The organism is Pseudomonas sp. ZS1P83 (assembly GCF_054897825.1).
On the sequence record NZ_CM142706.1, the window covers coordinates 3,903,290 to 3,923,678 of the forward strand.

Consider the following 20,389-nt stretch of genomic DNA (forward strand, 5'->3'; position numbering starts at 1 on the left):
CTTAGGCAACTGCTCAACCGCAGTTGGGCAAATTCTTTTCCTGACGTTTGGCTTCGCCCCACAAGGCGTCCAACTCTTCGAGGGTGCAATCTTCTATGGGACGGTGGGTATCGCGCAATGCCTGTTCGATAAAACGGAAGCGTCTTTCGAACTTGCCGTTGGCGCCACGCAGTGCAGTTTCCGGATCGACCTTGAGATGACGCGCCAGATTGACTACGGAAAACAACAGATCACCGACTTCGTCGGCAATCGCTGCCGAGTCATTGTCGGCCATGGCTTCGAGCACTTCATCAAGCTCTTCGCGGACCTTGTCCAGCACCGGCAAGGCGTCCGGCCAGTCGAAACCGACCTGCCCTGCACGCTTCTGCAACTTCGCGGAACGGGACAGCGCCGGCAATGCGGCGGGTACGTCATCGAGCAAAGACAGTTGTTCAGGCGCGGATGATTTCTCGGCGCGTTCTTCGGCCTTGATCTCTTCCCAGCGTTGCTTGACCTGTTCTTCACTCAACCGCGGGACATCCAGCGGCGCGTACAGATCGCCGGTAGGAAACACATGAGGATGACGACGGATCAACTTGCGGGTGATGCTGTCGATGACGCCAGCGAATTCGAAGCGCCCTTCTTCCCGGGCCAACTGGCTGTAATAAACCACCTGGAACAGCAAATCCCCCAACTCACCCTGCAAGTGATCGAAGTCACCGCGCTCGATGGCGTCGGCGACTTCGTAGGCTTCCTCAAGGGTGTGCGGGACGATGGTTTCGTAGGTTTGCTTGATGTCCCACGGGCAGCCGAACTGCGGGTCGCGCAGACGGCTCATCAGGTGCAGCAAGTCTTCAAGGCTGTACATCGGTTTCACGGCGTCCGGTTACGGCGGGTTTCGATAATGTTCGGCAACTGGGAAATCCGCCCCAGCAACCGCCCCAGTGCATCCAGGCCCGGAATCTCGATGGTCAGGGACATCAACGCGGTGTTGTCCTCTTTGTTCGAGCGGGTGTTCACCGCCAGCACGTTGATCCGCTCGTTGAGCAGCACTTGCGAGACGTCACGCAGCAAACCGGACCGGTCGTAAGCACGGATGATGATGTCCACCGGATAGGTGAGCACCGGCACCGGGCCCCAGCTGACCTGAATGATCCGCTCAGGCTCGCGCCCGCCCAGTTGCAGCACCGAGGCGCAGTCCTGACGGTGAATGCTCACGCCCCGGCCCTGGGTGATGTAACCGACGATCGCATCCCCCGGCAGCGGCTGGCAGCAGCCGGCCATCTGGGTCATCAGGTTGCCGACGCCCTGGATCTGGATATCACCGCGCTTGCCCGGTTTGTAGCCGGTGGCCTTGCGCGGAATCAGTTCCAGTTGCTCGTTGCCGCGTTCCGGCTCGACCAGTTGCTGCGCCAGATTGACCAGTTGTGCGAGGCGCAAATCGCCGGCACCGAGGGCGGCGAACATGTCCTCGGCGGTTTTCATGTTGGCCTTTTCGGCCAGCTTGTCGAAATCCACCGCTGGCAGGCCGAGGCGATTGAGTTCGCGCTCGAGCAAGGTTTTACCGGCCGCGACGTTTTGATCGCGCGCCTGCAATTTGAACCAGTGAACGATCTTCGCCCGTGCCCGCGAGGTGGTGATGTAACCCAGGTTCGAGTTCAGCCAGTCGCGGCTCGGGGTGCCGTGCTTGCTGGTAATGATCTCGACCTGTTCACCGGTTTGCAGGCTGTAGTTGAGCGGCACGATGCGCCCGTTGATCTTGGCGCCGCGGCAGTTGTGACCGATTTCGGTGTGCACGCGGTAGGCGAAGTCCAGCGGTGTCGAGCCCTTCGGCAAGTCGATGGCGTGACCGTCCGGCGTAAAGATGTAGACCCGGTCCGGCTCGATATCGACCCGCAACTGTTCCGCCAGGCCGCCGATGTCGCCGAGCTCTTCGTGCCACTCGAGGACCTGACGCAGCCAGGAGATTTTCTCTTCGTAGTGATTGGAACCGGATTTGACGTCGGTGCCCTTGTAGCGCCAGTGCGCGCAAACGCCCAGCTCGGCTTCTTCGTGCATGGCGTGGGTGCGAATTTGCACTTCCAGCACCTTGCCCTCCGGGCCGATCACCGCGGTGTGCAGCGAGCGGTAGCCGTTCTCTTTCGGGTTGGCGATGTAGTCGTCGAATTCTTTCGGGATGTGCCGCCACAGGGTGTGGACGATACCGAGCGCGGTGTAGCAGTCGCGCATTTCCGGCACCAGCACGCGAACGGCACGCACGTCGTAGATCTGGCTGAACTCCAGACCCTTGCGCTGCATTTTGCGCCAGATCGAATAGATGTGTTTGGCGCGGCCGCTGATGTCGGCATCGACGCCGGTGGCGGTCAGCTCATTCTTCAACTGGTTCATCACGTCGGCGATAAAGCGCTCGCGATCCAGACGCCGCTCATGGAGCAACTTGGCGATTTGTTTGTACTGGTCGGGCTCAAGGTAACGGAAGGACAGGTCCTCAAGTTCCCACTTGATGTGACCGATACCGAGACGGTGAGCCAAAGGCGCGTAGATATCGAAGACTTCGCGAGCGACGCGGTTGCGTTTCTCGTCATCGGCAGTTTTCACCGCACGGATCGCGCAGGTGCGTTCGGCCAGTTTGATCAGCGCAACGCGAACGTCGTCGACCATGGCGACCAGCATCTTGCGCAGGTTTTCGACCTGGCCCTGAGTGCCCAGCACCAGGGATTGACGGGGGCTGAGGCTGGCACTGATCGCCGCCATGCGCAACACGCCGTCGATGAGTTTGGCGACCACCGGACCGAACCGCTGGCTGATCGCCGGCAACTCAATCTGGCCTTCGCGCACGCCGCGATACAGGATCGCGGCAACCAACGAATCCTGATCGAGTTTGAGGTCGGCAAGAATCTCGGCGATCTCAAGGCCCGTGCGGAAACTCGAGGTCCCTTCGGACCATAGATTTTTCGCCGCATTGGCCTGTTGTTCAGACGCACGAGCGAACTCGCACGCTTCCTTCAAGGCTTCGCGATCCAGTGCCGGATCGACACTGACCGCGTGATCGAGCCAAGCCTCGAGATTGATACTGCCGTCGGTGTTGATCGGCTGGTGTGCTCTCACCTGTACCATCTTGCTTACCTTCCCTACGACGCAGATTCAATGCGTCAAATCGCTGACCTTTCGTTACCCGTGAACGCTCGCGGGGCAAATGCGAGCGCGGCACGGGCGGGCCAGTCGGACCAGACGAGCCGTCCTAGCTCGCTTCAAATAACGCCATGGCCTCGACATGTGCCGTCTGAGGAAACATATCGAGAATCCCGGCACGTTTTAACCGGTAGCCCTGCTTGATCAATTCGACCGTATCGCGCGCCAGCGTTGCAGGGTTGCACGACACGTACACCAACCGCTTGGCGCCCAGAGACGCCAGCTTGCGCACGGCCTCGAAAGCACCGTCACGCGGTGGGTCCAAGAGTACCGCAGAAAAGCCTTCGCGCGCCCATTCGGCATCGGTCAAAGGCTGGGATAAATCGGCCTGAAAAAACTTTGCGTTATTCAGATTATTGCTAGCAGCGTTTGCAGCGGCCCGCTCGACCATCGCCTGCACACCTTCCACCGCCACCACTTCACGAACGACCTTGGCCAGCGGCAGTGCAAAGTTACCCAAACCACAAAACAGATCCAGAACCCGCTCATCCGACGCAGGCTTGAGCCAGTCCAGCGCCTGGGCAACCATCGCTTCGTTGACCCCGGCATTGACCTGAATGAAATCCCCCGGCCGCCAGGCCAGGTTCAAGTCCCACTGTTCAAGTCGATAACCCAACGACTGGTCAGCCTCGACCGGTTGCGGTTCGCCGTCACCGTGCAGCCACAGTTGGGCTTCATGGAAGGCGCAGAAATCCTTGAGGATCGTCATGTCGGCGTCGGACAGCGGCGCCATGTGCCGCAGCAAAACGGCCAACTTTGATCCGGCAAATAATTCCACATGCCCCAGCGCTTGAGGTTTGCTCAAGCGCCGCAACATCTCCGGCAAGCGGGTCATGATCGGTTGCAAGGGCTGTACCAGCACCGTGCATTCGTTGATCGCAACGATGTCCTGACTGCCAGCCGCGCGGAAACCGACTTCGAGTTTTTTCGCTTTCATGTCCCAGCGCACCGCCACTCGGGCGCGACGACGGTAACCGAATTCGGGACCGCTCAACGGCGCGGCCCATTCTTCGGGTACGACACCTGCAACCTTCGACAATTGCTCGGCGAGCATGCGCTGTTTCAGGGCGAGTTGTTCGTTGTGCGGCAGATGCTGCACGCTGCAGCCACCACAGCGACCGGCATGCGGACACGGTGCAGGGCGGCGCAATTCGCTGGCCTGAAAGACCCGCTCGGTACGCGCCTCGACCACTTTGCCGTGGGCGCCCAACACGCGCGCTTCGACTTCTTCACCGGCCAAAGCGCCGATGACGAACCAGGTGCGACCTTCAAAAAAAGCGATACCGCGACCGTCATTGGCCAGGCGCTCGATGCTCAAGCGCTGCTTTTTACCCGTCGGGATTTGCGGGGCCTTGCTGCCGCCCGTGGGCTGGAAGCGCAGGCCTCTCTCTTGCTTGGCCATCAGTTGGGCGCGTCGAAAATGCCGGTCGACAAGTAACGGTCGCCACGGTCGCAGATGATCGCGACGATCACCGCGTTTTCAACTTCTTGGGACAGACGCAGCATGGCTGCCACGGCACCGCCCGAGGACACGCCGCAGAAGATGCCTTCTTCGCGGGCCAGACGACGGGTCACGTCTTCGGCTTCGCTTTGCGCCATGTCGACGATCCGGTCCACGCGCTCGGCCTGGTAGATCTTCGGCAGGTATTCCTGCGGCCAGCGACGGATGCCCGGAATCGCCGAGCCTTCCATCGGTTGCAGACCGATGATCTGCACGCTTTCGTTCTGCTCTTTCAAGTAGCGCGAGACGCCCATGATGGTGCCGGTGGTGCCCATGGAGCTGACGAAATGGGTGATGGTGCCTTCGGTCTGCCGCCAGATTTCCGGGCCGGTGGTGGTGTAGTGCGCTTCGGGGTTGTCGCCGTTGGCGAACTGATCCAGCACCTTGCCGCGGCCTTCCGCTTCCATTCGCTGGGCGAGGTCGCGGGCGCCTTCCATGCCCTCTTCCTGAGTGACCAGAATCAGCTCGGCGCCATAAGCCGTCATGGCGGCCTTACGTTCGGCGCTGGAGTTGTCCGGCATGATCAGGATCATCTTGTAACCCTTGATCGCGGCGGCCATCGCCAGCGCGATCCCGGTGTTACCCGAGGTCGCTTCGATCAGCGTATCGCCGACGTGGATCTGCCCGCGCAACTCAGCGCGAGTGATCATCGACAACGCCGGCCGGTCCTTGACCGAACCCGCCGGGTTATTCCCTTCGAGCTTGAGCAAAAGAGTATTGCTGGTGGCGCCAGGCAGGCGCTGCAAACGGACCAGCGGGGTATTGCCGACGCAATCGGCGATGGTTGGGTACTGCAAGGTCATGGCGTATTCGCAATCCAGACTGCGGGGGCGCCTATCATACCGGCAAACGTCGGCAGGCCATATCACGCAAAGTGCGGTGCTTATGGTTTATGGGAATAAGGGGCTATATCAGTACTCTTCCCCTTGCCCGACATTCAATGCATAGAACTCATGCAACTTGGCCTGCAACAACTGTTTGTCCGGTAGCTGAACCTGGTATTCAGCGATCAACGCTGGTGACAGGCTGCGGTTAAGGGCGTACTCGACCACCTCGTCATCCTTGCTGGCACAAAGCAACACACCAATGGCCGGGTTTTCGTGGGGTTTGCGCTCCTTGCGATCCAACGCTTCCAAATAGAAGTTCAGCTTGCCCAAATACTCCGGTTTAAAACGACCGACCTTAAGCTCAATGGCCCCAAGACAATTAAGGCCACGGTGGAAGAACAGCAGATCCAGGGCAAAATCACACCCACCCACTTGAAGCGGATACTCGGAACCAACAAAGCAGAAATCGCGGCCGAGCTCGCTCAGGAATTCTTTGAGGCGCGCCATCAACCCTTTATGCAGATCAGTTTCGGCATGGCCACCCGGCAGGTCGAGAAACTCGAGCATGTAGGCGTCGCGGAATATCTCAAGCGCTGCCGGATGGGCTTGTTTCAGCACTGCTGAGATTTTTGCTGGTTGGGTCACGCTTCGTTCGAACAGTGCGGTTTTGAACTGACGCTCTAGTTCGCGCTTCGACCATTTTTCCTGAACTGCCAAACGGACGTAGGCTGAAAATGATCAGGTTGTGCGACCAGGACAATTGTCGCACCAGTGGTGCGACTTTCTCTTCAGCGTGATAAGTCTCATAGAACTGGCGCATGCGAAACAAGTTCGACCGGGTAAACCCGCGCAACCCTGGTTGGGTCTGAGCCAGATGCTCAGCCAGTTGGTTGACCACAGAATCGCCCCACTCAGCCTGCTCCAGCTTGCGACTGATGTAAGCACCGACCTGCCAATACAGCTCGATCAACTGGGTATTCACTGCCTGCATGGCCTGCTGTTTGGCACTTTGAATCAGCGCAAGCACTTCATTGAAACGGTCGTCGGCTGCGTCGCCGGGGACGCTGGATGCATTCATGCCAAACTCCTGGAGGACGAGGAAAAACGCGAGTCTATTCCGTCAAGTCAGGCTTAAGGTGTCGGCGATACTCTTTAGGAAAGGTCATACAAAATAACGGGAACGCTCCGGCATGATCAGAGTCAGAGTGGCTCGGAGGGCCTCTTCGCGGGCAAGCCTCGCTCCTTGTGCACTGCAAATCACGTAGGAGCGAGGCTTGCCCGCGAAGGCCGCGACTCGGTCAACAAGTCGTGCGACAACAATGTCATATTCAACCGCAACCCGGCCTCAGTGTTCTCAGCCCACAAACTCCCGCCCTGACGTTGCACCGCGTTGCGCGCAATGCTCAACCCCAACCCGAACCCACCATCCCCCGGCCGCGAGCCATCGAGCCGAATGAACGGACAGAAGATCCGCTCCAGATCTTCTTCAGCCACCCCGCCGCCCTGATCCTCCAGCCACACATGCCAGAATTCGCCATCGCGCTGCCCTTCCAGACGCACAACGCCGCCCGGCGGTGAATGACGAATGGCATTGCGCAGGATGTTTTCCAGCGCCTGGGCCAACGTATTGAGATTGCCGCGCACCCAGCAGGACGCATCCACCGCACACTGCAACTGGCTCGCTGGCCAGCCACTTTCATAGCAGGCATTTTCCGTAATCATCTCCCACAACGCCTGGATCTGGATGGCTTCGTCGGGCAATGGGGCGCGCTCGGTGTCAAGCCAGGCCAGTTGCAGGGTGTCCTCCACCAGCCGTTGCATGCCATCGACCTCTCGGCCAATGCGTTCGCGCAATTGCGTCAACCCCTGCTCGCTTTCGCTGGCCACCCGCAGGCGACTCAAGGGCGTGCGTAATTCGTGGGACAGGTCGCGCAGCAGTTGTTGTTGCAGGGCCACCGTGCTTTGCAGGCGCTCTGACATGTGATCGAAGGCCCTCCCCAGTTCACCCAACTCATCCGAGCGGTTGGTGGTTTGGCTCGACAGGCGCACGCTCAGCTGGTCGGCACGCCAGGCATTGGCCTGTTCGCGCAGACTGTTCAACGGCACGACCAGCAACCGATACAGACCGACGCACAACAGTAAGGTGAACAGTCCGGGAATCACGCCGTTGGTGATCACCCGCCAGAACACCCGGTAGCGACCGGGCATAAAACGCTGGGGCAGTTCGATCACCAGACTGCCGGCGGACGGATCGCTGGGAAAAGGCACGCGCAGCCACGGCAGGCCTTTGGTATGGCGACTCATCGGCCAGTCCAGGCCGCGCAAAAAGGTCAGGCGCTGGATTTCTTTTTCCGTCAGCGGGTAACTGCTCAATGACTGCAAATCGCCCCCAATCACACCGACCCACGTCGACTCGCGAAGGCCGATACTCTGCAACCAGACATCGACGTCTGCACTCTGGCGCTTATTCCATGCCTGCTCGACCTCAGCGGCGTAGCGGGTCAGCGTGCCCCGGGCCTCGTCGGACAGGAACAGGTTTTTCTGTTCCATGTAGCGGCCCCAGGACCAACTGAGCCAGATCATCAGCAAACAGAACGCCACCAACAAACAGGCCAGCTTCCAGAACAGCGAATGCCTGCCTGGCAAGTCAGACCATTTCATCGACAGCACTTAATACGTACCCCTTGCCCCAGACCGTGCGCACTTCCCGCTCGGTGTAACCGATGGCCTTGAGCTTGCGACGGATCTGGCTGATGTGCATGTCGAGGCTGCGGTCATGGGGCGCATAACCTCGCTGCAAGACATGCTGATAAAGGAAGGCTTTGCTCAGGACTTCATCGCCGCTGCGGTTCAGCGTTTCCAGCAACCGGTACTCGCTGCGGGTCAGACCGGCAGCGTGTTCGCCATAAAAGACATCACAGCGTTCATCGTCGAAACGCAGATTGCCCGTCAAAGGGGCAATCGGTGCCGGCGCTGGCCGGCGGTCGAGCGCAACCCGCCGCAGGATCGCTTCGATGCGCACCCGCAACTCAACCATGCTGAAGGGTTTGGGCAGGTAATCATCGGCGCCTAGTCGAAAGCCACTGATGCGATCTGCCTCGGCACCGAGCGCCGACATCAGCACCACCGGGGTGGAATGGCTCTGGCGCAACTGTGTCAGCACGTTCAGCCCGTCCAGGCCCGGCAGCAGAATATCCATCAACACCAGATCGAAGGCTTGCTGGCGGGCGATGGTCAGACCTTCCTGACCGTTCTGGCACCAGGTCACCTGAAAACCGTAACGTCCCAGGTGCTCATGAACATAAGCACCGAGCACGAGGTCGTCTTCGATGGAAAGAATTCGGGGGTGGGCAACAGAGAGGGGAGTCATGAGTATCTGCAAATAATTCTCAGTTGGCGATTATTCAAGATTGCCTCGCTGTGGGCAACCCAAGCTTTGCCCATGACGTAAAAGTGGCGATCGAGCCGACGAATGCCGACATCAATTTTACGAAGATTGCATGCCTGCAAATCGCTACACTGCGCAAGTGGCGCGTGCCGGACGTACGTGCAGGTCATTAAATAGCTGGATGCAGGAGAGATGCGTGCTCAAGAAACTGGGAATTAAAGGCCGCGTGCTATTGCTGACCCTGTTGCCGACCAGCCTGATGGCATTGGTTCTGGGCGGCTATTTCACCTGGATGCAGCAATCCGACCTGCAAACCCAGCTCATGCAGCGTGGCGAGATGATTGCCGAACAACTGGCGCCCCTGGTGGCCCCGGCCATGGGCCAAAAGAACACCGACTTGCTGGAACGCATTGCCACCCAATCCCTCGAACAAACAGACGTGCGCACCGTTTCGTTCCTCGCGTCCGACCGTACCCTGTTGGCCCACGCCGGCCCGACCATGCTCAATCAGGCACCAGTCGGCAACAGTCCGCAGATGCTGCGCCGCAGCGGCAATGACGCTACACGTTACTTGCTGCCAGTGTTCGGCAAGCACCGCAATCTGGCCGGTGACGTGATTCCCGATGAAGCCGACCGCCTGCTGGGCTGGGTCGAAATCGAACTGTCCCACAACGGCATGCTGCTGCGCGGTTACCGCAGCCTGTTCGCCAGCCTGCTGTTGATCGGCGCAGGCCTGGCCGGTGCGGCATTGCTGGCGTTGCGCATGGGCCGGACCATCAATCGGCCGCTGAGTCAGATCAAGCAAGCGGTGGCGCAACTCAAGGACGGTCATCTGGAAACCCGTCTGCCGCCCCTCGGAAGCCAGGAGCTGGATGAACTGGCGTCCGGCATCAACCGCATGGCCGGGACCCTGCAGAATGCGCAGGAAGAATTGCAGCACAGCATCGATCAGGCCACCGAAGACGTGCGCCAGAACCTGGAAACCATCGAGATCCAGAACATCGAACTCGACCTGGCGCGCAAGGAAGCCCTTGAAGCGAGCCGGATCAAATCCGAGTTCCTGGCCAACATGAGCCATGAAATTCGCACGCCGCTCAACGGCATTCTCGGCTTCACGCACCTGCTGCAAAAAAGCGAGCTGACCCCGCGCCAACTCGACTATCTGGGCACCATCGAAAAATCCGCCGACAGCCTGTTGGGAATCATCAACGAAATTCTCGACTTCTCGAAAATCGAGGCCGGCAAACTGGTGCTCGACAATATTCCGTTTAACTTGCGCGACCTGCTCCAGGACACGCTGACCATCCTCGCCCCGGCCGCCCACGCCAAGCAACTGGAGCTGGTGAGCCTGGTTTATCGCGATACGCCGTTGTCGCTGGTGGGTGATCCGCTGCGGCTCAAGCAGATCCTGACAAACCTGGTCAGCAACGCGATCAAGTTCACCCGCGAAGGCACCATCGTCGCCCGGGCCATGCTCGAAGAAGAGCATGAAGACAGCGTGCAACTGCGCATCAGCATTCAGGACACCGGCATCGGGCTGTCGAACCAGGACGTGCGCGCCTTGTTTCAGGCCTTCAGTCAGGCCGACAATTCGCTGTCCCGGCAACCGGGCGGCACCGGTCTGGGGTTGGTGATTTCCAAACGCCTGATCGAACAGATGGGCGGCGAGATCGGTGTCGACAGTACGCCTGGCGAAGGCTCGGAATTCTGGATCAGCCTGAGCCTGCCCAAAACCCGCGACGATGCCGAAGACCTGCCCGGTCCGCCGTTGCTCGGCCGCCGGGTGGCGGTACTGGAAAATCACGAACTGGCCCGTCAGGCGTTGCAACATCAACTGGAAGACTGCGGCCTCGAAGTCACCCCGTTCAATACCCTGGAAAGCCTGGCCAATGGCGTGACCAGCGCACATCAGACCGATCAGGCGATCGACCTGGCGGTGCTCGGCATCACCAGCAATGACATGCCACCGGAGCGCCTCAACCAGCACATCTGGGACCTCGAACACTTGGGCTGCAAGGTGCTGGTATTGTGCCCGACCACCGAACAGACGCTGTTCCACCTCTCGGTGCCCAACCCGCACAGCCAGCTCCAGGCCAAGCCGGCCTGCACCCGCAAGCTGCGGCGGGCCTTGTCCGACCTGGTCAACCCGCGTCAGCAGCGCAGCGAACCCGGCGGACCGGTGTCCAGCCGTGCGCCAAAGGTGCTTTGCGTCGACGACAACCCGGCCAACCTGTTACTGGTGCAAACTCTGCTCGAAGACATGGGCGCCAAAGTACTCGCGGTGGAAAGTGGTTACGCAGCAGTCAAAGCGGTGCAGATCGAAACCTTCGATCTGGTGCTGATGGACGTTCAGATGCCCGGCATGGACGGGCGTCAAAGCACCGAAGCGATTCGCCAGTGGGAAAATGAACGGCATTGCACGCCGCTGCCGATCGTTGCCCTCACCGCCCACGCCATGGCCAACGAAAAGCGCGCGCTGCTGCAAAGTGGTATGGACGACTACCTGACCAAACCGATCAGCGAACGGCAACTGGCCCAAGTGGTGCTGAAGTGGACCGGCCTGGCGCTGCGCAATCATGGGCCGGAGCGCTCCAGCGACAGCCACGGCGGCGGTCATGAGTTGCAGGTGCTCGATCACGAGGAAGGTTTGCGCCTGGCGGCCGGCAAGGCTGATCTGGCGGCAGACATGCTGGCGATGCTGCTGGCGTCGCTGGAAGCCGACCGCGAAGCGATTCGCTTTGCCCGGGAAAACAACGACCAGAACGCCCTGATCGAGCGAGTCCATCGCCTGCATGGCGCAACGCGCTATTGCGGCGTCCCGCAACTGCGCGCCGCCTGCCAGCGCAGCGAAACGCTGCTCAAGCAACAGGACCCGAAAGCCCCCAGCGCGCTGGAAGACCTCGACCGGGCCATCAATCGCCTGGCCGCTCATGCCCGTATAAATGCCTGATGCAGCGCAACGGCGCCAAATACCTTCAGCGCTAAGCTCACCGGACTCTGTAGCAAAAAGCGTGACCGAGTCAAATGGAGGACCGCATGCGCACGATTCTTTTCAGCAGCCAGACCTACGACCGCGACAGTTTTCTCAGTGCCGAGCTACCGGCCGGCATCGAGCTGCACTTTCAATCGGCGCGGCTGAGTCTCGATACGGTGGCGCTGGCGGAGTATCACGAGGTGGTCTGCGCTTTCATTAATGATGACCTCAGTGCAACGGTGCTCGAACGACTGGCCGCCGGCGGCACACGCCTGATCGCCCTGCGCTCGGCCGGTTACAACCATGTCGACCTGGCGGTGGCGAAGCTTCTGGGATTGTCGATTGTGCGCGTCCCGGCCTACTCGCCCCACGCGGTGGCGGAACACGCAGTGGCGCTGATCCTGGCGCTCAACCGACACCTGCATCGCGCCTACAACCGCACGCGCGAAGGGGATTTCAGCCTGCACGGGTTGACCGGCTTCGACTTGGTGGGCAAGACCGTCGGCGTGGTCGGCACCGGACAAATCGGCGCGACCTTCGCGAAAATCATGAACGGCTTTGGCTGCCAATTGCTGGCCTACGACCCCTTCCCCAATCCGCAAGTCGAAGCCCTCGGTGCTCGTTACCTGAGCCTGCCGCAACTGCTGGCCGAGTCGCAGATCATCAGCCTGCACTGCCCGCTCAACGAGCAGAGCAAACACTTGATCAACCGCGAGTCGCTGGCGCACATGCAGCCCGGCGCGATGCTGATCAACACAGGACGCGGCGGTCTGGTGGACACACCGGCACTGATCGACGCATTGAAGGACGGTCAACTGGGTTATTTGGGGCTGGATGTGTATGAAGAGGAGGCGCAGCTGTTCTTCGAGGACCGTTCCGACCTGCCGCTGCAGGACGATGTGCTGGCGCGGCTGCTGACCTTTCCGAACGTGATCGTCACCGCTCACCAGGCCTTCCTGACCCGCGAAGCGCTGGGCGCGATTGCCGCGACCACCCTGCAGAACATCGCGGCTTGGGCGGTGGGCGCGCCTGTGAATCTGGTGAAGGCTGACTGAACCAGATCGAAGGTCATATGCCCGTGCCATGCTGCGCTGATGTCCGTGCTAGCATGCCGCGCATATTTGGAGGACCCATGGTCGAACACGATTTCCGCTATAGCCTGATGAACCCGCAACACACCCTCACCGAATGCCGCGCCCTTGTGCCGGGGCGTTATCAAGTCACCGGCAACGGCGGCTCGATTCGTAATAACGACGTGTTGGTAGTGACCCTCAAGGGTGCCAAGGACTTGTCCATGCGCCTGACCGTCGAAACGGTTCGCCACCTGATCAACCCGCCCGGCCAATGGGTCGCGGTGGCCAGTGGTCCGGTGTTCGGCGAACTGGCGATCCACACCTGGAAAGTCAACTGCGACAGCTGCGCCAAAGAGCTGAGCTTCGAGTTCGCGGTCGATGCCAAGCTGGGCAACAAGGCTGAAAAGCCGGCTGCCACTGCACGAATCGCCGAGTTGGGCTGGACCACCGTCGCCGAGAAGCACCGGTGCCCGAAATGCCAGGAGCCCGCGTGATGAAACGCCTTGCTCTGACCGCGATGGTTGGCGCCAGCCTGCTGGGCTGCGCCGCCGAGCCGGTTCAATTGCAACAGAACCGCAGCTACATTCTGGAGTGGATCGGCGAACGTCCGTTGATGGACTACAGCCACCTGACCGTCACCCTCGGTGAAGACGGGCGGGCCTATGGCAACGGCGGCTGCAACCACTGGTTCGCGCCGTACACCCTGGAAGGCGACAAGTTGAGCTTCGGCAAAGTCGGCAGCACCCGCAAACTGTGTGCGCCGGCGTTGATGGAGCAGGAAAAGCGTTTCCTCCAGGCGTTGGAAAACGTTCACCGTTGGGACGTCTCGCCGATCGAGCAGATGCGCTTTTGGCCGGCGGAAGGGAAACCGTTGCGTTGGTGGCTTGAAGAGGGTTGATCCCTCTAGCTGATCGTTCCCACGCTCCTGCGTGGGAATGCATCAAGTGACGCTCTGCGTCACAGGGACGCGGAGCGTCCCGGGCGGCATTCCCACGCGGAGCATGGGAACGATCATCAGTTAGTAGCCCGCAACGCCTCCAACTTCGCCATCACCCCCGCCGCCGTCTGCTCACCCATCAGCTGTTCCCTTACCTTGCCTTTGTTATCGATGATGTAAGTCACCGGCAACGCCTCACTGCGCGGCAATTCAAAAAGCTCCGCCGGATCCGCAGCAAGCACGGTGAACTTGATCCCCAGCTTCTCGCTGGCGCTTTTCAGCTCTTCACCCTGCACGTTGTCGAAGTTGACCCCGAACACCCCAATCTTCTTGTCCTTGAGTTGATCGGCCAAGGTGTTCAATTCCGGGATCTCGGTTCGGCAGGGCCCGCACCATTCAGCCCAGTAATTGAGTACCAGCCATTGTTTGTCCAAACGTTCGGCGGCGACTTTCTGGCCGTTCTGGTCGACGCCATAGTCGTTACCGCAGCCCCCCAGCATCAACGTGCCCATGATCGCCAATGCCGCTGCCAGTCGCCTAGTCATGTCGTGATCCTTGTTCAAAATTGAATGCGCCTGCGACCCATCGCCTCCCAAGGTTCTGGATTACGCGCTGCACAGTTAGAATAGCCGTCACCTTACGCAAGATGCGAACCGCACATGACCGATCTGACGCTTTATCACAACCCGCGCTGCTCGAAATCCCGCGGTGCGCTCGAACTGCTCGAAACCCGTGGCCTGACCCCGACGGTGGTCCGCTACCTGGAGACGCCGCTGGACGCCGCGCAAATCCAGAGCCTGCTGACCAAGCTGGGCATCAGCGCCCGGCAACTGCTGCGTACCGGTGAGGACGAGTACAAAACCCTCAACCTGGCCGACAGCAGCCTCAGCGAGGCGCAATTGATTGCCGCCATCGCCGCAAACCCGAAACTCATGGAGCGACCGATTCTCGAAGTCGGCGACAAAGCCATCATCGGCCGGCCGCCGGAGAACGTGCTGGAGCTGTTGCCGTGAGCGCGCCGTACATTCTGGTTCTGTATTACAGCCGCAGCGGCTCGACCAATGAAATGGCCCGGCAGATTGCCCGGGGCGTCGAGCAGTCCGGGATGGAAGCGCGCCTGCGCACGGTGCCGCCGATTTCCACCGAGTGCGAAGCCGTGTCGCCGGACATTCCGGACGAAGGCGCGCTGTACGCCAGCCTGGACGACCTGAAGAACTGCGCGGGCCTGGCCCTCGGCAGCCCGACCCGCTTCGGCAACATGGCCGCGCCGCTCAAGTACTTTCTCGACGGTACCAGCAACCTGTGGCTGACCGGCGCACTGGTAGGCAAACCGGCCGGGGTCTTTACCTCCACCGCGAGTCTGCACGGCGGCCAGGAAACCACGCTGCTGTCGATGATGTTGCCATTGCTGCACCACGGCATGCTGATCACCGGCCTGCCATACAGCGAATCGGCTCTGCTGGAAACCCGTGGCGGCGGCACGCCTTACGGCGCCAGCCATCACGCCGGGGCCGATGGCAAAAGCGGCTTGAATGAACATGAAGTCGCGCTGTGCCGGGCCCTGGGCCTGCGCTTGGCCAAGACTGCACAGAAACTGGAGCGCTAACGTGGCCAAGAAGCCGAAGATTCTGCCCTCCATCGAATGGCTCGAACCCAGGGTTCGAGCGATGCGCGTCGTCAGCCTGCTGTGCTTTGTCGGTCTGGTGGGGCTGCTCTGCGCCTACTACCTGGTGGTTGCCGACCTGCACGGCGCCCGGCCGTGGGTCATTCTGCTGATCGAACTGGTGCCGCTGCTGTTGCTGGCGCCGGGGATGATTGTCGGCAGCGCGCGCGGGCATTCATGGATGTGTTTTGTGGTGAACCTGTATTTCATCAAGGGCGCACTGGCGGCGTATGACCCGAACCGGCAGGTGTTTGGTTTGCTGGAAATGGGGGCGAGCCTGGCGGTATTCTGCTCGGCGCTGCTGTATGTGCGGTGGCGGTTTCAGCTCAATCGCAAGTTGGCTGGCGAGGGCGAGATTAGAGTCGCCTGAACTGACGCCTTCGCGGGCAAGTCGGATCGCCGCACCGCTCGCTCCTACAAGGGCACCACCATCCCTGTAGGAGCGAGGCTTGCCCGCGAATGGCGCGACTCGGTGTTAATGATTCACTGTGTACGCCAGCATCATCGAAATCTGGCTCATCGGCCGCCCACCGCTCTCTTCATGCCACTGATTGAACACGCCCTGCACCGTGGCCAGATCCCGCAGACTGGTCGGTACCTTGTCGACGATCTTCTGCGCATTCAACGCCGCGACCACGTCGTAGCTCGGCACAAACGTATCCTTGCCCACCATCCGCAAGAATCGCGGTGCCGACAACCCGCCCAATTGATGCCCACGTTTTTTCAGGTAGGTCCACAGACCGACGATATCCGTGACCGGCCAATCGGCGATCAACGCGCCGAAACTGCCCTTCTCATGCGCCACATCCAGAATGAACTGCGCATTGCGCGGCACGCTCTTGAGCTTGCCCAGATGGCGAATGATCCGCGCGTCCTGCATCAAGCGCTCAAGGTGTTCGGCGCTCATCAGCACAACTTTTTCCGGGTCGAACTTGAAGAACACTTCTTCGAACGCTGGCCATTTGGCGTCCACCAGGCTGTGCTTGAGCCCGGCGCGGAATACGCGCAGCGCCATGGTCGAGAGGTAGCGGTCGTCGCTGATCTTGCGCAATTGCGCCGGGGTTTTCGGAACGGGCAGGTGGGCTTCCAGTTCAGCCGCTGAACCGAAGCGGTTCAGACAGTATTCGTGCAGCCACTTGTAATCGCGCATGCCCTCTCCTGAGGAATGAAATGAAAACGGCGCCCGCGAGCGCCGTAGGTCTGAGCGGTAGAAAGCGTCAGAGGTTGACTACGTTAACGAACCGCGACATGGCGGTTTCGTCGATACGCAGGCTGGTGAAGTCGAACAGATTGCGGTCCGCCAGTTGCGACGGGATCACGTTCTGCAAGCTGCGGAAGATGCTTTCGGTCCGGCCCGGGGTTTTGCGCTCCCACTCCTCAAGCATGTCCTTGACCACCTGCCGTTGCAGGTTTTCCTGAGAACCACAGAGGTTGCACGGGATGATCGGGAATTGCTTGAAGTCCGAGTAGGCCTGGAGGTCTTTTTCGTTGCAGTAGGCCAGCGGGCGGATCACCACGTTGCGGCCATCGTCGGCCCGCAGCTTGGGCGGCATGGCTTTGAGCGAACCGTTGAAGAACATGTTCAGGAAAAAGGTCTCGACGATGTCGTCGCGGTGATGACCGAGGGCCATTTTGGTCGCGCCGATTTCGTCGGCGAAGGTGTAGAGCGTGCCGCGACGCAGGCGCGAGCACAGCGAGCAGGTGGTCTTGCCTTCCGGGATCAGTTCCTTGACCACCGAATAGGTGTCTTTCTCGACGATGTGGTATTCGATGCCCAGCGCTTTGAGGTAGGCCGGCAGCACGTGCTCAGGGAAACCCGGCTGCTTCTGGTCCATGTTCACGGCCACGATCTCGAACTTGATCGGAGCGACCTTCTGAAAGTGCATCAGCACGTCAAGCAGGGTGTAGCTGTCCTTGCCACCGGACAGGCAGACCATGACCTTGTCGCCGTCTTCAATCATGTTGAAATCGGCAACAGCCTCACCGGCCTGACGGCGAAGGCGCTTTTGCAGTTTGTTCTGGTTGACCGTAAGAGTACCCATGACGCGAAATCCGTGAGGTATGACGAAAGGTCAGCATTTTACGCAAAAACGCTTCGGGGGCGAAGAGCCTCTAAGCGACAGACCCTGCGGCGATTAACAGGTGTGTTTACAGTGCGATTTGCTCTAACACCCTGCAACCTGCGCCGTGAAGACCTTTCTATACTGCGACTTAAGGTCACACACATATCCAGACCTTTCCTTACTCGGCCACTTTGGCCCGTAGGCGCTCCACTGGGGGGCGACGGTAAAACAAGAGGAGTGACTGGCATGATCCATCACGTAGTGGGGCTCTTCACCCACCCTGACCAAGAATGGAAAGAGATCCGTGGCGACCAGGAGGAAAGCATCAGCCACATGTATCTCACTCATACCCTGATTCTGGCGGCAATCCCCGCGGTGTCGGCGTTTATCGGCACCACTCAGGTCGGCTGGGTCATTGGCAGTCGAGCACCGGTGATGCTGACGGTGGAGAGTGCGCTATGGATGACGGTCATGTCGTACCTGGCGATGCTCGGCGGTGTTGCGGTAATGGGCGCGTTCATCCACTGGATGGCTCGCACCTATGACGCCAACCCGAGCCTGGCACGCTGCGTTGCCTTTGCAACCTACACCGCGACACCGCTGTTTATTGGCGGTCTGGCGGCGCTGTACCCACACATGTGGCTGGGGATGGTCGTCGGCACCGCGGCCATCTGCTACACGGTGTACCTGCTGTATGTGGGGCTACCTACTTTCATGAACATTCCATCAGACGAGGGATTTCTGTTTTCAAGTTCGGTGCTTGCCGTAGGCCTGGTAGTGCTGGTGGCTATCATGGCGTTCACGGTGATTGTCTGGGGACTCGGCGTGGGGCCGGTCTATACGAACTAGCAACACATCACCCAAAAACAAGATCTGCCAACACAGGCCGCCGCAAGGCGGCCTTCTAATGAGCGACGACCATTCGGCGCCTGAGCGATTCGCAAGTCCCGAAGGTTGCGGCATACTCGACGTCTCTGGAGATCCATCAAGCATGCCCGAGCAACTCAATACCCGCATCGAAGACTGTTACCAACTCGCTGAATCCTTTTTCAAACGACCTTTCAAACGCCCCGTGGTGAGCCTCAAGCTGCGCGGTCAAAAAGCCGGTGTCGCGCATTTGCACGAGAACCTGCTGCGCTTCAATCCGCAGCTGTACCGGGAAAACACCGAGGACTTCCTCAAGCAAACCGTGGCCCACGAGGTCGCGCACCTGATCGCCCATCAACTGTTCGGCGACCGCATTACGCCCCACGGTGAAGAGTGGCAACTGATCATGCGCGGCGTGTACGAACTGCCGCCCAATCGCTGCCACACGTACGACGTCAAACGCCGCAGCGTGACCCGCTACATCTACAAATGCCCGTGTGCGGGCAGTGATTTCCCGTTTTCGGCCCAGCGTCATGGTTTGGTGCGCCAGGGGCGGCGGTATTTGTGTCGGCGCTGTCGGAGCACGTTGGTGTTCAGTGGGGAGATGCGGGTCGAGTGACCGCATAATCGTTCCCATGCTCTGCGTGGGATGCATCCCGTGACGCTCTGCGCCACAGTGGACGCGAAGCGTCCAGGGCGGCATTCCCACGCGGAGCGTGGGAACGATCTATACGACGACCTTGGCACGCCGCAACGCTTCGATCCGCTCAGTGCTATACCCCAACTCCCCCAACACCTGATCCGTATGCTGCCCCAGCGCTGCACCGATGTGCCGCGGCTCAGGCAACCCGTCTGAAAACCTCAACGGACAGGCCATCTGCGCCTGCGTAGAACCATCCCCCCGCGGCACTTCAGTCACCAGTTGCCGCGCCTTCAACTGCGGATGCCGCAACGCTTCGCCCACACTCAACACCGGCTCCACACACGCATCAACCCCGGCAAACAGCTCGCACAACCCGGCAAAGTCATGTTTCTCGAATTCAACCTTCAACGCATTCTTCAGCGCCTGTTGCTCGGCGGGTTTGGGTGACAGGCCCTGGGCTGCCAGTTCCGGCCGTCCCAGCGCCGTACACAGTTGCTGCATGAACGCCGGCTCCAGACTACCCACCGACAACCAACGCCCATCGCGCGAACGGTAATAGTCGTAGAAGCTGCCGCCATTGAGCATCTGATCCTCCCTCCCCGGCTCCTCACCACAGGCCAGATACCCGGCACCGGCCATGGCGTTCAGGCTGAACGCGCAGTCGGTCATGCTCACATCCAGATGTTGCCCCAACCCTGATTGCTGCCGGGCGATGACCGCCGCCAACAACCCGATCACCCCGTGCAACGAGCCACCGGCGATATCCGCCACTTGCATACTCAACGGCAGCGGTCCGCTGTCGGCGCGGCCGTTGTAGCTCGCCAGCCCCGCCAGCGCCAGGTAGTTGATGTCGTGGCCGGCGCGGTCCTTGTAAGGACCGGTCTGGCCGTAACCGGTGATCGACACGTAGATCAGTTTCGGATTGATCGCCTTCAAGGCTTCATATCCCAAGCCCAATCGTTCCATCACACCGGGGCGGAACTGCTCCAGCACGATGTCGTAGTCCTGCAGCAACTGTTTGATCACCTCCAACGCCTCAGGTTGCTTGAGGTCCAGCGCCAGGCTGCGTTTGTTGCGATTGAGGTAGGCGTGACTGGCGGAAACACCCTGATCATGGGGCGGCAGAACTCGCAGCAGGTCCATGCGAGTCGGTGATTCGATGCGCAGCACCTCGGCGCCCATGTCCGCCAGCAACAGTGAGGCGAACGGCCCCGGCAGCAGTGTCGAGAAATCCAGAACCTTGAGTGATGCCAGTGGACCGAGCATGGGTGTTCTCCGTAAA

The 20,389-nt window shown here is 60.3% G+C and carries 19 protein-coding genes and 1 pseudogene; 9 read left to right on the forward strand and 11 right to left on the reverse strand.

Annotation, left to right across the window (positions count from 1 at the left end; translation table 11 throughout):
* Positions 1-13: 13 nt before the first annotated feature.
* The 7 genes and pseudogenes from mazG to ACYZT0_RS18670 form a co-directional block, all read right to left on the reverse strand.
* A complete protein-coding gene (mazG, locus tag ACYZT0_RS18640; protein ID WP_462042464.1) occupies positions 14-847 on the reverse strand; it encodes a nucleoside triphosphate pyrophosphohydrolase in 834 nt (277 codons plus the stop codon).
* Between the two features lie 5 nt (positions 848-852).
* On the reverse strand, positions 853-3,096 hold the full coding sequence (gene relA, locus ACYZT0_RS18645; RefSeq protein WP_462042465.1) for a GTP diphosphokinase: 2,244 nt from the start codon (positions 3,094-3,096) through the stop codon (positions 853-855).
* Positions 3,097-3,220: 124 nt separating this feature from the next.
* On the reverse strand, positions 3,221-4,573 hold the full coding sequence (gene rlmD / locus ACYZT0_RS18650) for a 23S rRNA (uracil(1939)-C(5))-methyltransferase RlmD (RefSeq protein ID WP_462042466.1): 1,353 nt from the start codon (positions 4,571-4,573) through the stop codon (positions 3,221-3,223).
* Positions 4,573-5,475: a cysteine synthase CysM gene (cysM, locus tag ACYZT0_RS18655; RefSeq protein WP_076028278.1), complete on the reverse strand. Its 903-nt coding sequence runs from the start codon at positions 5,473-5,475 to the stop codon at positions 4,573-4,575. The genes rlmD and cysM overlap by 1 nt, the downstream gene beginning before the upstream one ends.
* A gap of 108 nt (positions 5,476-5,583) precedes the next feature.
* Positions 5,584-6,577 (reverse strand): annotated as a pseudogene (locus ACYZT0_RS18660) (PDDEXK nuclease domain-containing protein).
* Between the two features lie 179 nt (positions 6,578-6,756).
* On the reverse strand, positions 6,757-8,160 hold the full coding sequence (locus tag ACYZT0_RS18665) for a histidine kinase sensor domain-containing protein (protein WP_462042467.1): 1,404 nt from the start codon (positions 8,158-8,160) through the stop codon (positions 6,757-6,759).
* A complete protein-coding gene (locus tag ACYZT0_RS18670; RefSeq protein WP_462042468.1) occupies positions 8,147-8,869 on the reverse strand; it encodes a response regulator transcription factor in 723 nt (240 codons plus the stop codon). The genes ACYZT0_RS18665 and ACYZT0_RS18670 overlap by 14 nt, the downstream gene beginning before the upstream one ends.
* A 214-nt stretch (positions 8,870-9,083) precedes the next feature.
* On the opposite strand from ACYZT0_RS18670, the gene ACYZT0_RS18675 reads away from it, so the two are divergent.
* The 4 genes from ACYZT0_RS18675 (at position 9,084) to ACYZT0_RS18690 (ending at position 13,832) form a co-directional block, all read left to right on the forward strand.
* Positions 9,084-11,837: a response regulator gene (locus tag ACYZT0_RS18675; RefSeq protein WP_462042469.1), complete on the forward strand. Its 2,754-nt coding sequence runs from the start codon at positions 9,084-9,086 to the stop codon at positions 11,835-11,837.
* Positions 11,838-11,923: 86 nt separating this feature from the next.
* Positions 11,924-12,916 carry a 2-hydroxyacid dehydrogenase gene (locus ACYZT0_RS18680; protein ID WP_462042470.1) on the forward strand — a complete coding sequence of 331 codons (993 nt, stop codon included), beginning with the start codon at positions 11,924-11,926 and terminating at the stop codon, positions 12,914-12,916.
* Positions 12,917-12,993: 77 nt separating this feature from the next.
* Complete coding sequence (locus ACYZT0_RS18685; protein ID WP_461977866.1) at positions 12,994-13,428, forward strand: hypothetical protein; 435 nt, start codon at positions 12,994-12,996, stop codon at positions 13,426-13,428.
* Positions 13,428-13,832 carry an META domain-containing protein gene (locus ACYZT0_RS18690; RefSeq protein WP_462042471.1) on the forward strand — a complete coding sequence of 135 codons (405 nt, stop codon included), beginning with the start codon at positions 13,428-13,430 and terminating at the stop codon, positions 13,830-13,832. The genes ACYZT0_RS18685 and ACYZT0_RS18690 overlap by 1 nt, the downstream gene beginning before the upstream one ends.
* Before the next feature lie 116 nt (positions 13,833-13,948).
* Here the strand turns inward: ACYZT0_RS18690 and ACYZT0_RS18695 are convergent, their stop codons facing one another.
* Complete coding sequence (locus ACYZT0_RS18695; RefSeq protein ID WP_462042472.1) at positions 13,949-14,416, reverse strand: TlpA disulfide reductase family protein; 468 nt, start codon at positions 14,414-14,416, stop codon at positions 13,949-13,951.
* Positions 14,417-14,530: 114 nt separating this feature from the next.
* Between ACYZT0_RS18695 and arsC the strand changes: the two genes are divergently transcribed.
* The 3 genes from arsC to ACYZT0_RS18710 are packed head-to-tail and all read left to right on the forward strand — an operon-like array spanning position 14,531 to position 15,904.
* Positions 14,531-14,884, forward strand: coding sequence for an arsenate reductase (glutaredoxin) (gene arsC, locus ACYZT0_RS18700; RefSeq protein ID WP_462042473.1), 354 nt, complete (start codon positions 14,531-14,533; stop codon positions 14,882-14,884).
* Positions 14,881-15,477 (forward strand): NAD(P)H:quinone oxidoreductase, encoded by a 597-nt coding sequence (gene wrbA, locus ACYZT0_RS18705; RefSeq protein ID WP_462042474.1) that lies wholly within the window; start codon positions 14,881-14,883, stop codon positions 15,475-15,477. Before arsC ends, wrbA begins: the two co-directional genes overlap by 4 nt.
* Position 15,478: 1 nt before the next feature.
* Positions 15,479-15,904 carry a DUF2069 domain-containing protein gene (locus ACYZT0_RS18710; protein WP_462042475.1) on the forward strand — a complete coding sequence of 142 codons (426 nt, stop codon included), beginning with the start codon at positions 15,479-15,481 and terminating at the stop codon, positions 15,902-15,904.
* Between the two features lie 105 nt (positions 15,905-16,009).
* Here the strand turns inward: ACYZT0_RS18710 and ACYZT0_RS18715 are convergent, their stop codons facing one another.
* Together ACYZT0_RS18715 and ttcA are read right to left on the reverse strand one after the other, a co-directional pair.
* A complete protein-coding gene (locus ACYZT0_RS18715) occupies positions 16,010-16,684 on the reverse strand; it encodes a DNA-3-methyladenine glycosylase I (protein ID WP_074879137.1) in 675 nt (224 codons plus the stop codon).
* 67 nt (positions 16,685-16,751) lie between these two features.
* Positions 16,752-17,576 carry a tRNA 2-thiocytidine(32) synthetase TtcA gene (ttcA, locus tag ACYZT0_RS18720; protein WP_462042476.1) on the reverse strand — a complete coding sequence of 275 codons (825 nt, stop codon included), beginning with the start codon at positions 17,574-17,576 and terminating at the stop codon, positions 16,752-16,754.
* Between the two features lie 267 nt (positions 17,577-17,843).
* Here ttcA and ACYZT0_RS18725 point away from each other — a divergent pair, with 267 nt between their 5' ends.
* Together ACYZT0_RS18725 and ACYZT0_RS18730 are read left to right on the forward strand one after the other, a co-directional pair.
* Positions 17,844-18,446, forward strand: a complete 603-nt coding sequence (locus ACYZT0_RS18725) for a Yip1 family protein (RefSeq protein WP_449646217.1) — start codon at positions 17,844-17,846, stop codon at positions 18,444-18,446.
* A 142-nt stretch (positions 18,447-18,588) separates the two neighbouring features.
* The gene (locus ACYZT0_RS18730) at positions 18,589-19,083 is read left to right on the forward strand and encodes a SprT family zinc-dependent metalloprotease (RefSeq protein WP_462046599.1); all 495 of its coding nucleotides are present in this window, start codon (positions 18,589-18,591) and stop codon (positions 19,081-19,083) included.
* Between the two features lie 108 nt (positions 19,084-19,191).
* On the opposite strand, the gene ACYZT0_RS18735 is transcribed toward ACYZT0_RS18730, so the two are convergent.
* Positions 19,192-20,373, reverse strand: coding sequence for a CaiB/BaiF CoA transferase family protein (locus tag ACYZT0_RS18735; RefSeq protein ID WP_462042477.1), 1,182 nt, complete (start codon positions 20,371-20,373; stop codon positions 19,192-19,194).
* Positions 20,374-20,389: the final 16 nt, after the last annotated feature.

Bases quoted from the DNA above. Each gene is read 5' to 3' on its own strand.
- ACYZT0_RS18695 (WP_462042472.1), bottom strand. From the start codon at position 14,416: ATGACTAGGCGACTGGCAGCGGCATTGGCGATCATGGGCACGTTGATG.
- rlmD (WP_462042466.1), bottom strand. From the start codon at position 4,573: ATGGCCAAGCAAGAGAGAGGCCTGCGCTTCCAGCCCACGGGCGGCAGC.
- ACYZT0_RS18730 (WP_462046599.1), top strand. From the start codon at position 18,589: ATGCCCGAGCAACTCAATACCCGCATCGAAGACTGTTACCAACTCGCT.
- ACYZT0_RS18685 (WP_461977866.1), top strand. From the start codon at position 12,994: ATGGTCGAACACGATTTCCGCTATAGCCTGATGAACCCGCAACACACC.
- ACYZT0_RS18715 (WP_074879137.1), bottom strand. From the start codon at position 16,684: ATGCGCGATTACAAGTGGCTGCACGAATACTGTCTGAACCGCTTCGGT.
- relA (WP_462042465.1), bottom strand. From the start codon at position 3,096: ATGGTACAGGTGAGAGCACACCAGCCGATCAACACCGACGGCAGTATC.
- ACYZT0_RS18725 (WP_449646217.1), top strand. From the start codon at position 17,844: ATGATCCATCACGTAGTGGGGCTCTTCACCCACCCTGACCAAGAATGG.
- ACYZT0_RS18680 (WP_462042470.1), top strand. From the start codon at position 11,924: ATGCGCACGATTCTTTTCAGCAGCCAGACCTACGACCGCGACAGTTTT.
- ACYZT0_RS18665 (WP_462042467.1), bottom strand. From the start codon at position 8,160: ATGAAATGGTCTGACTTGCCAGGCAGGCATTCGCTGTTCTGGAAGCTG.
- ACYZT0_RS18670 (WP_462042468.1), bottom strand. From the start codon at position 8,869: ATGACTCCCCTCTCTGTTGCCCACCCCCGAATTCTTTCCATCGAAGAC.
- ttcA (WP_462042476.1), bottom strand. From the start codon at position 17,576: ATGGGTACTCTTACGGTCAACCAGAACAAACTGCAAAAGCGCCTTCGC.
- cysM (WP_076028278.1), bottom strand. From the start codon at position 5,475: ATGACCTTGCAGTACCCAACCATCGCCGATTGCGTCGGCAATACCCCG.
- ACYZT0_RS18735 (WP_462042477.1), bottom strand. From the start codon at position 20,373: ATGCTCGGTCCACTGGCATCACTCAAGGTTCTGGATTTCTCGACACTG.
- ACYZT0_RS18690 (WP_462042471.1), top strand. From the start codon at position 13,428: ATGAAACGCCTTGCTCTGACCGCGATGGTTGGCGCCAGCCTGCTGGGC.
- arsC (WP_462042473.1), top strand. From the start codon at position 14,531: ATGACCGATCTGACGCTTTATCACAACCCGCGCTGCTCGAAATCCCGC.
- mazG (WP_462042464.1), bottom strand. From the start codon at position 847: ATGTACAGCCTTGAAGACTTGCTGCACCTGATGAGCCGTCTGCGCGAC.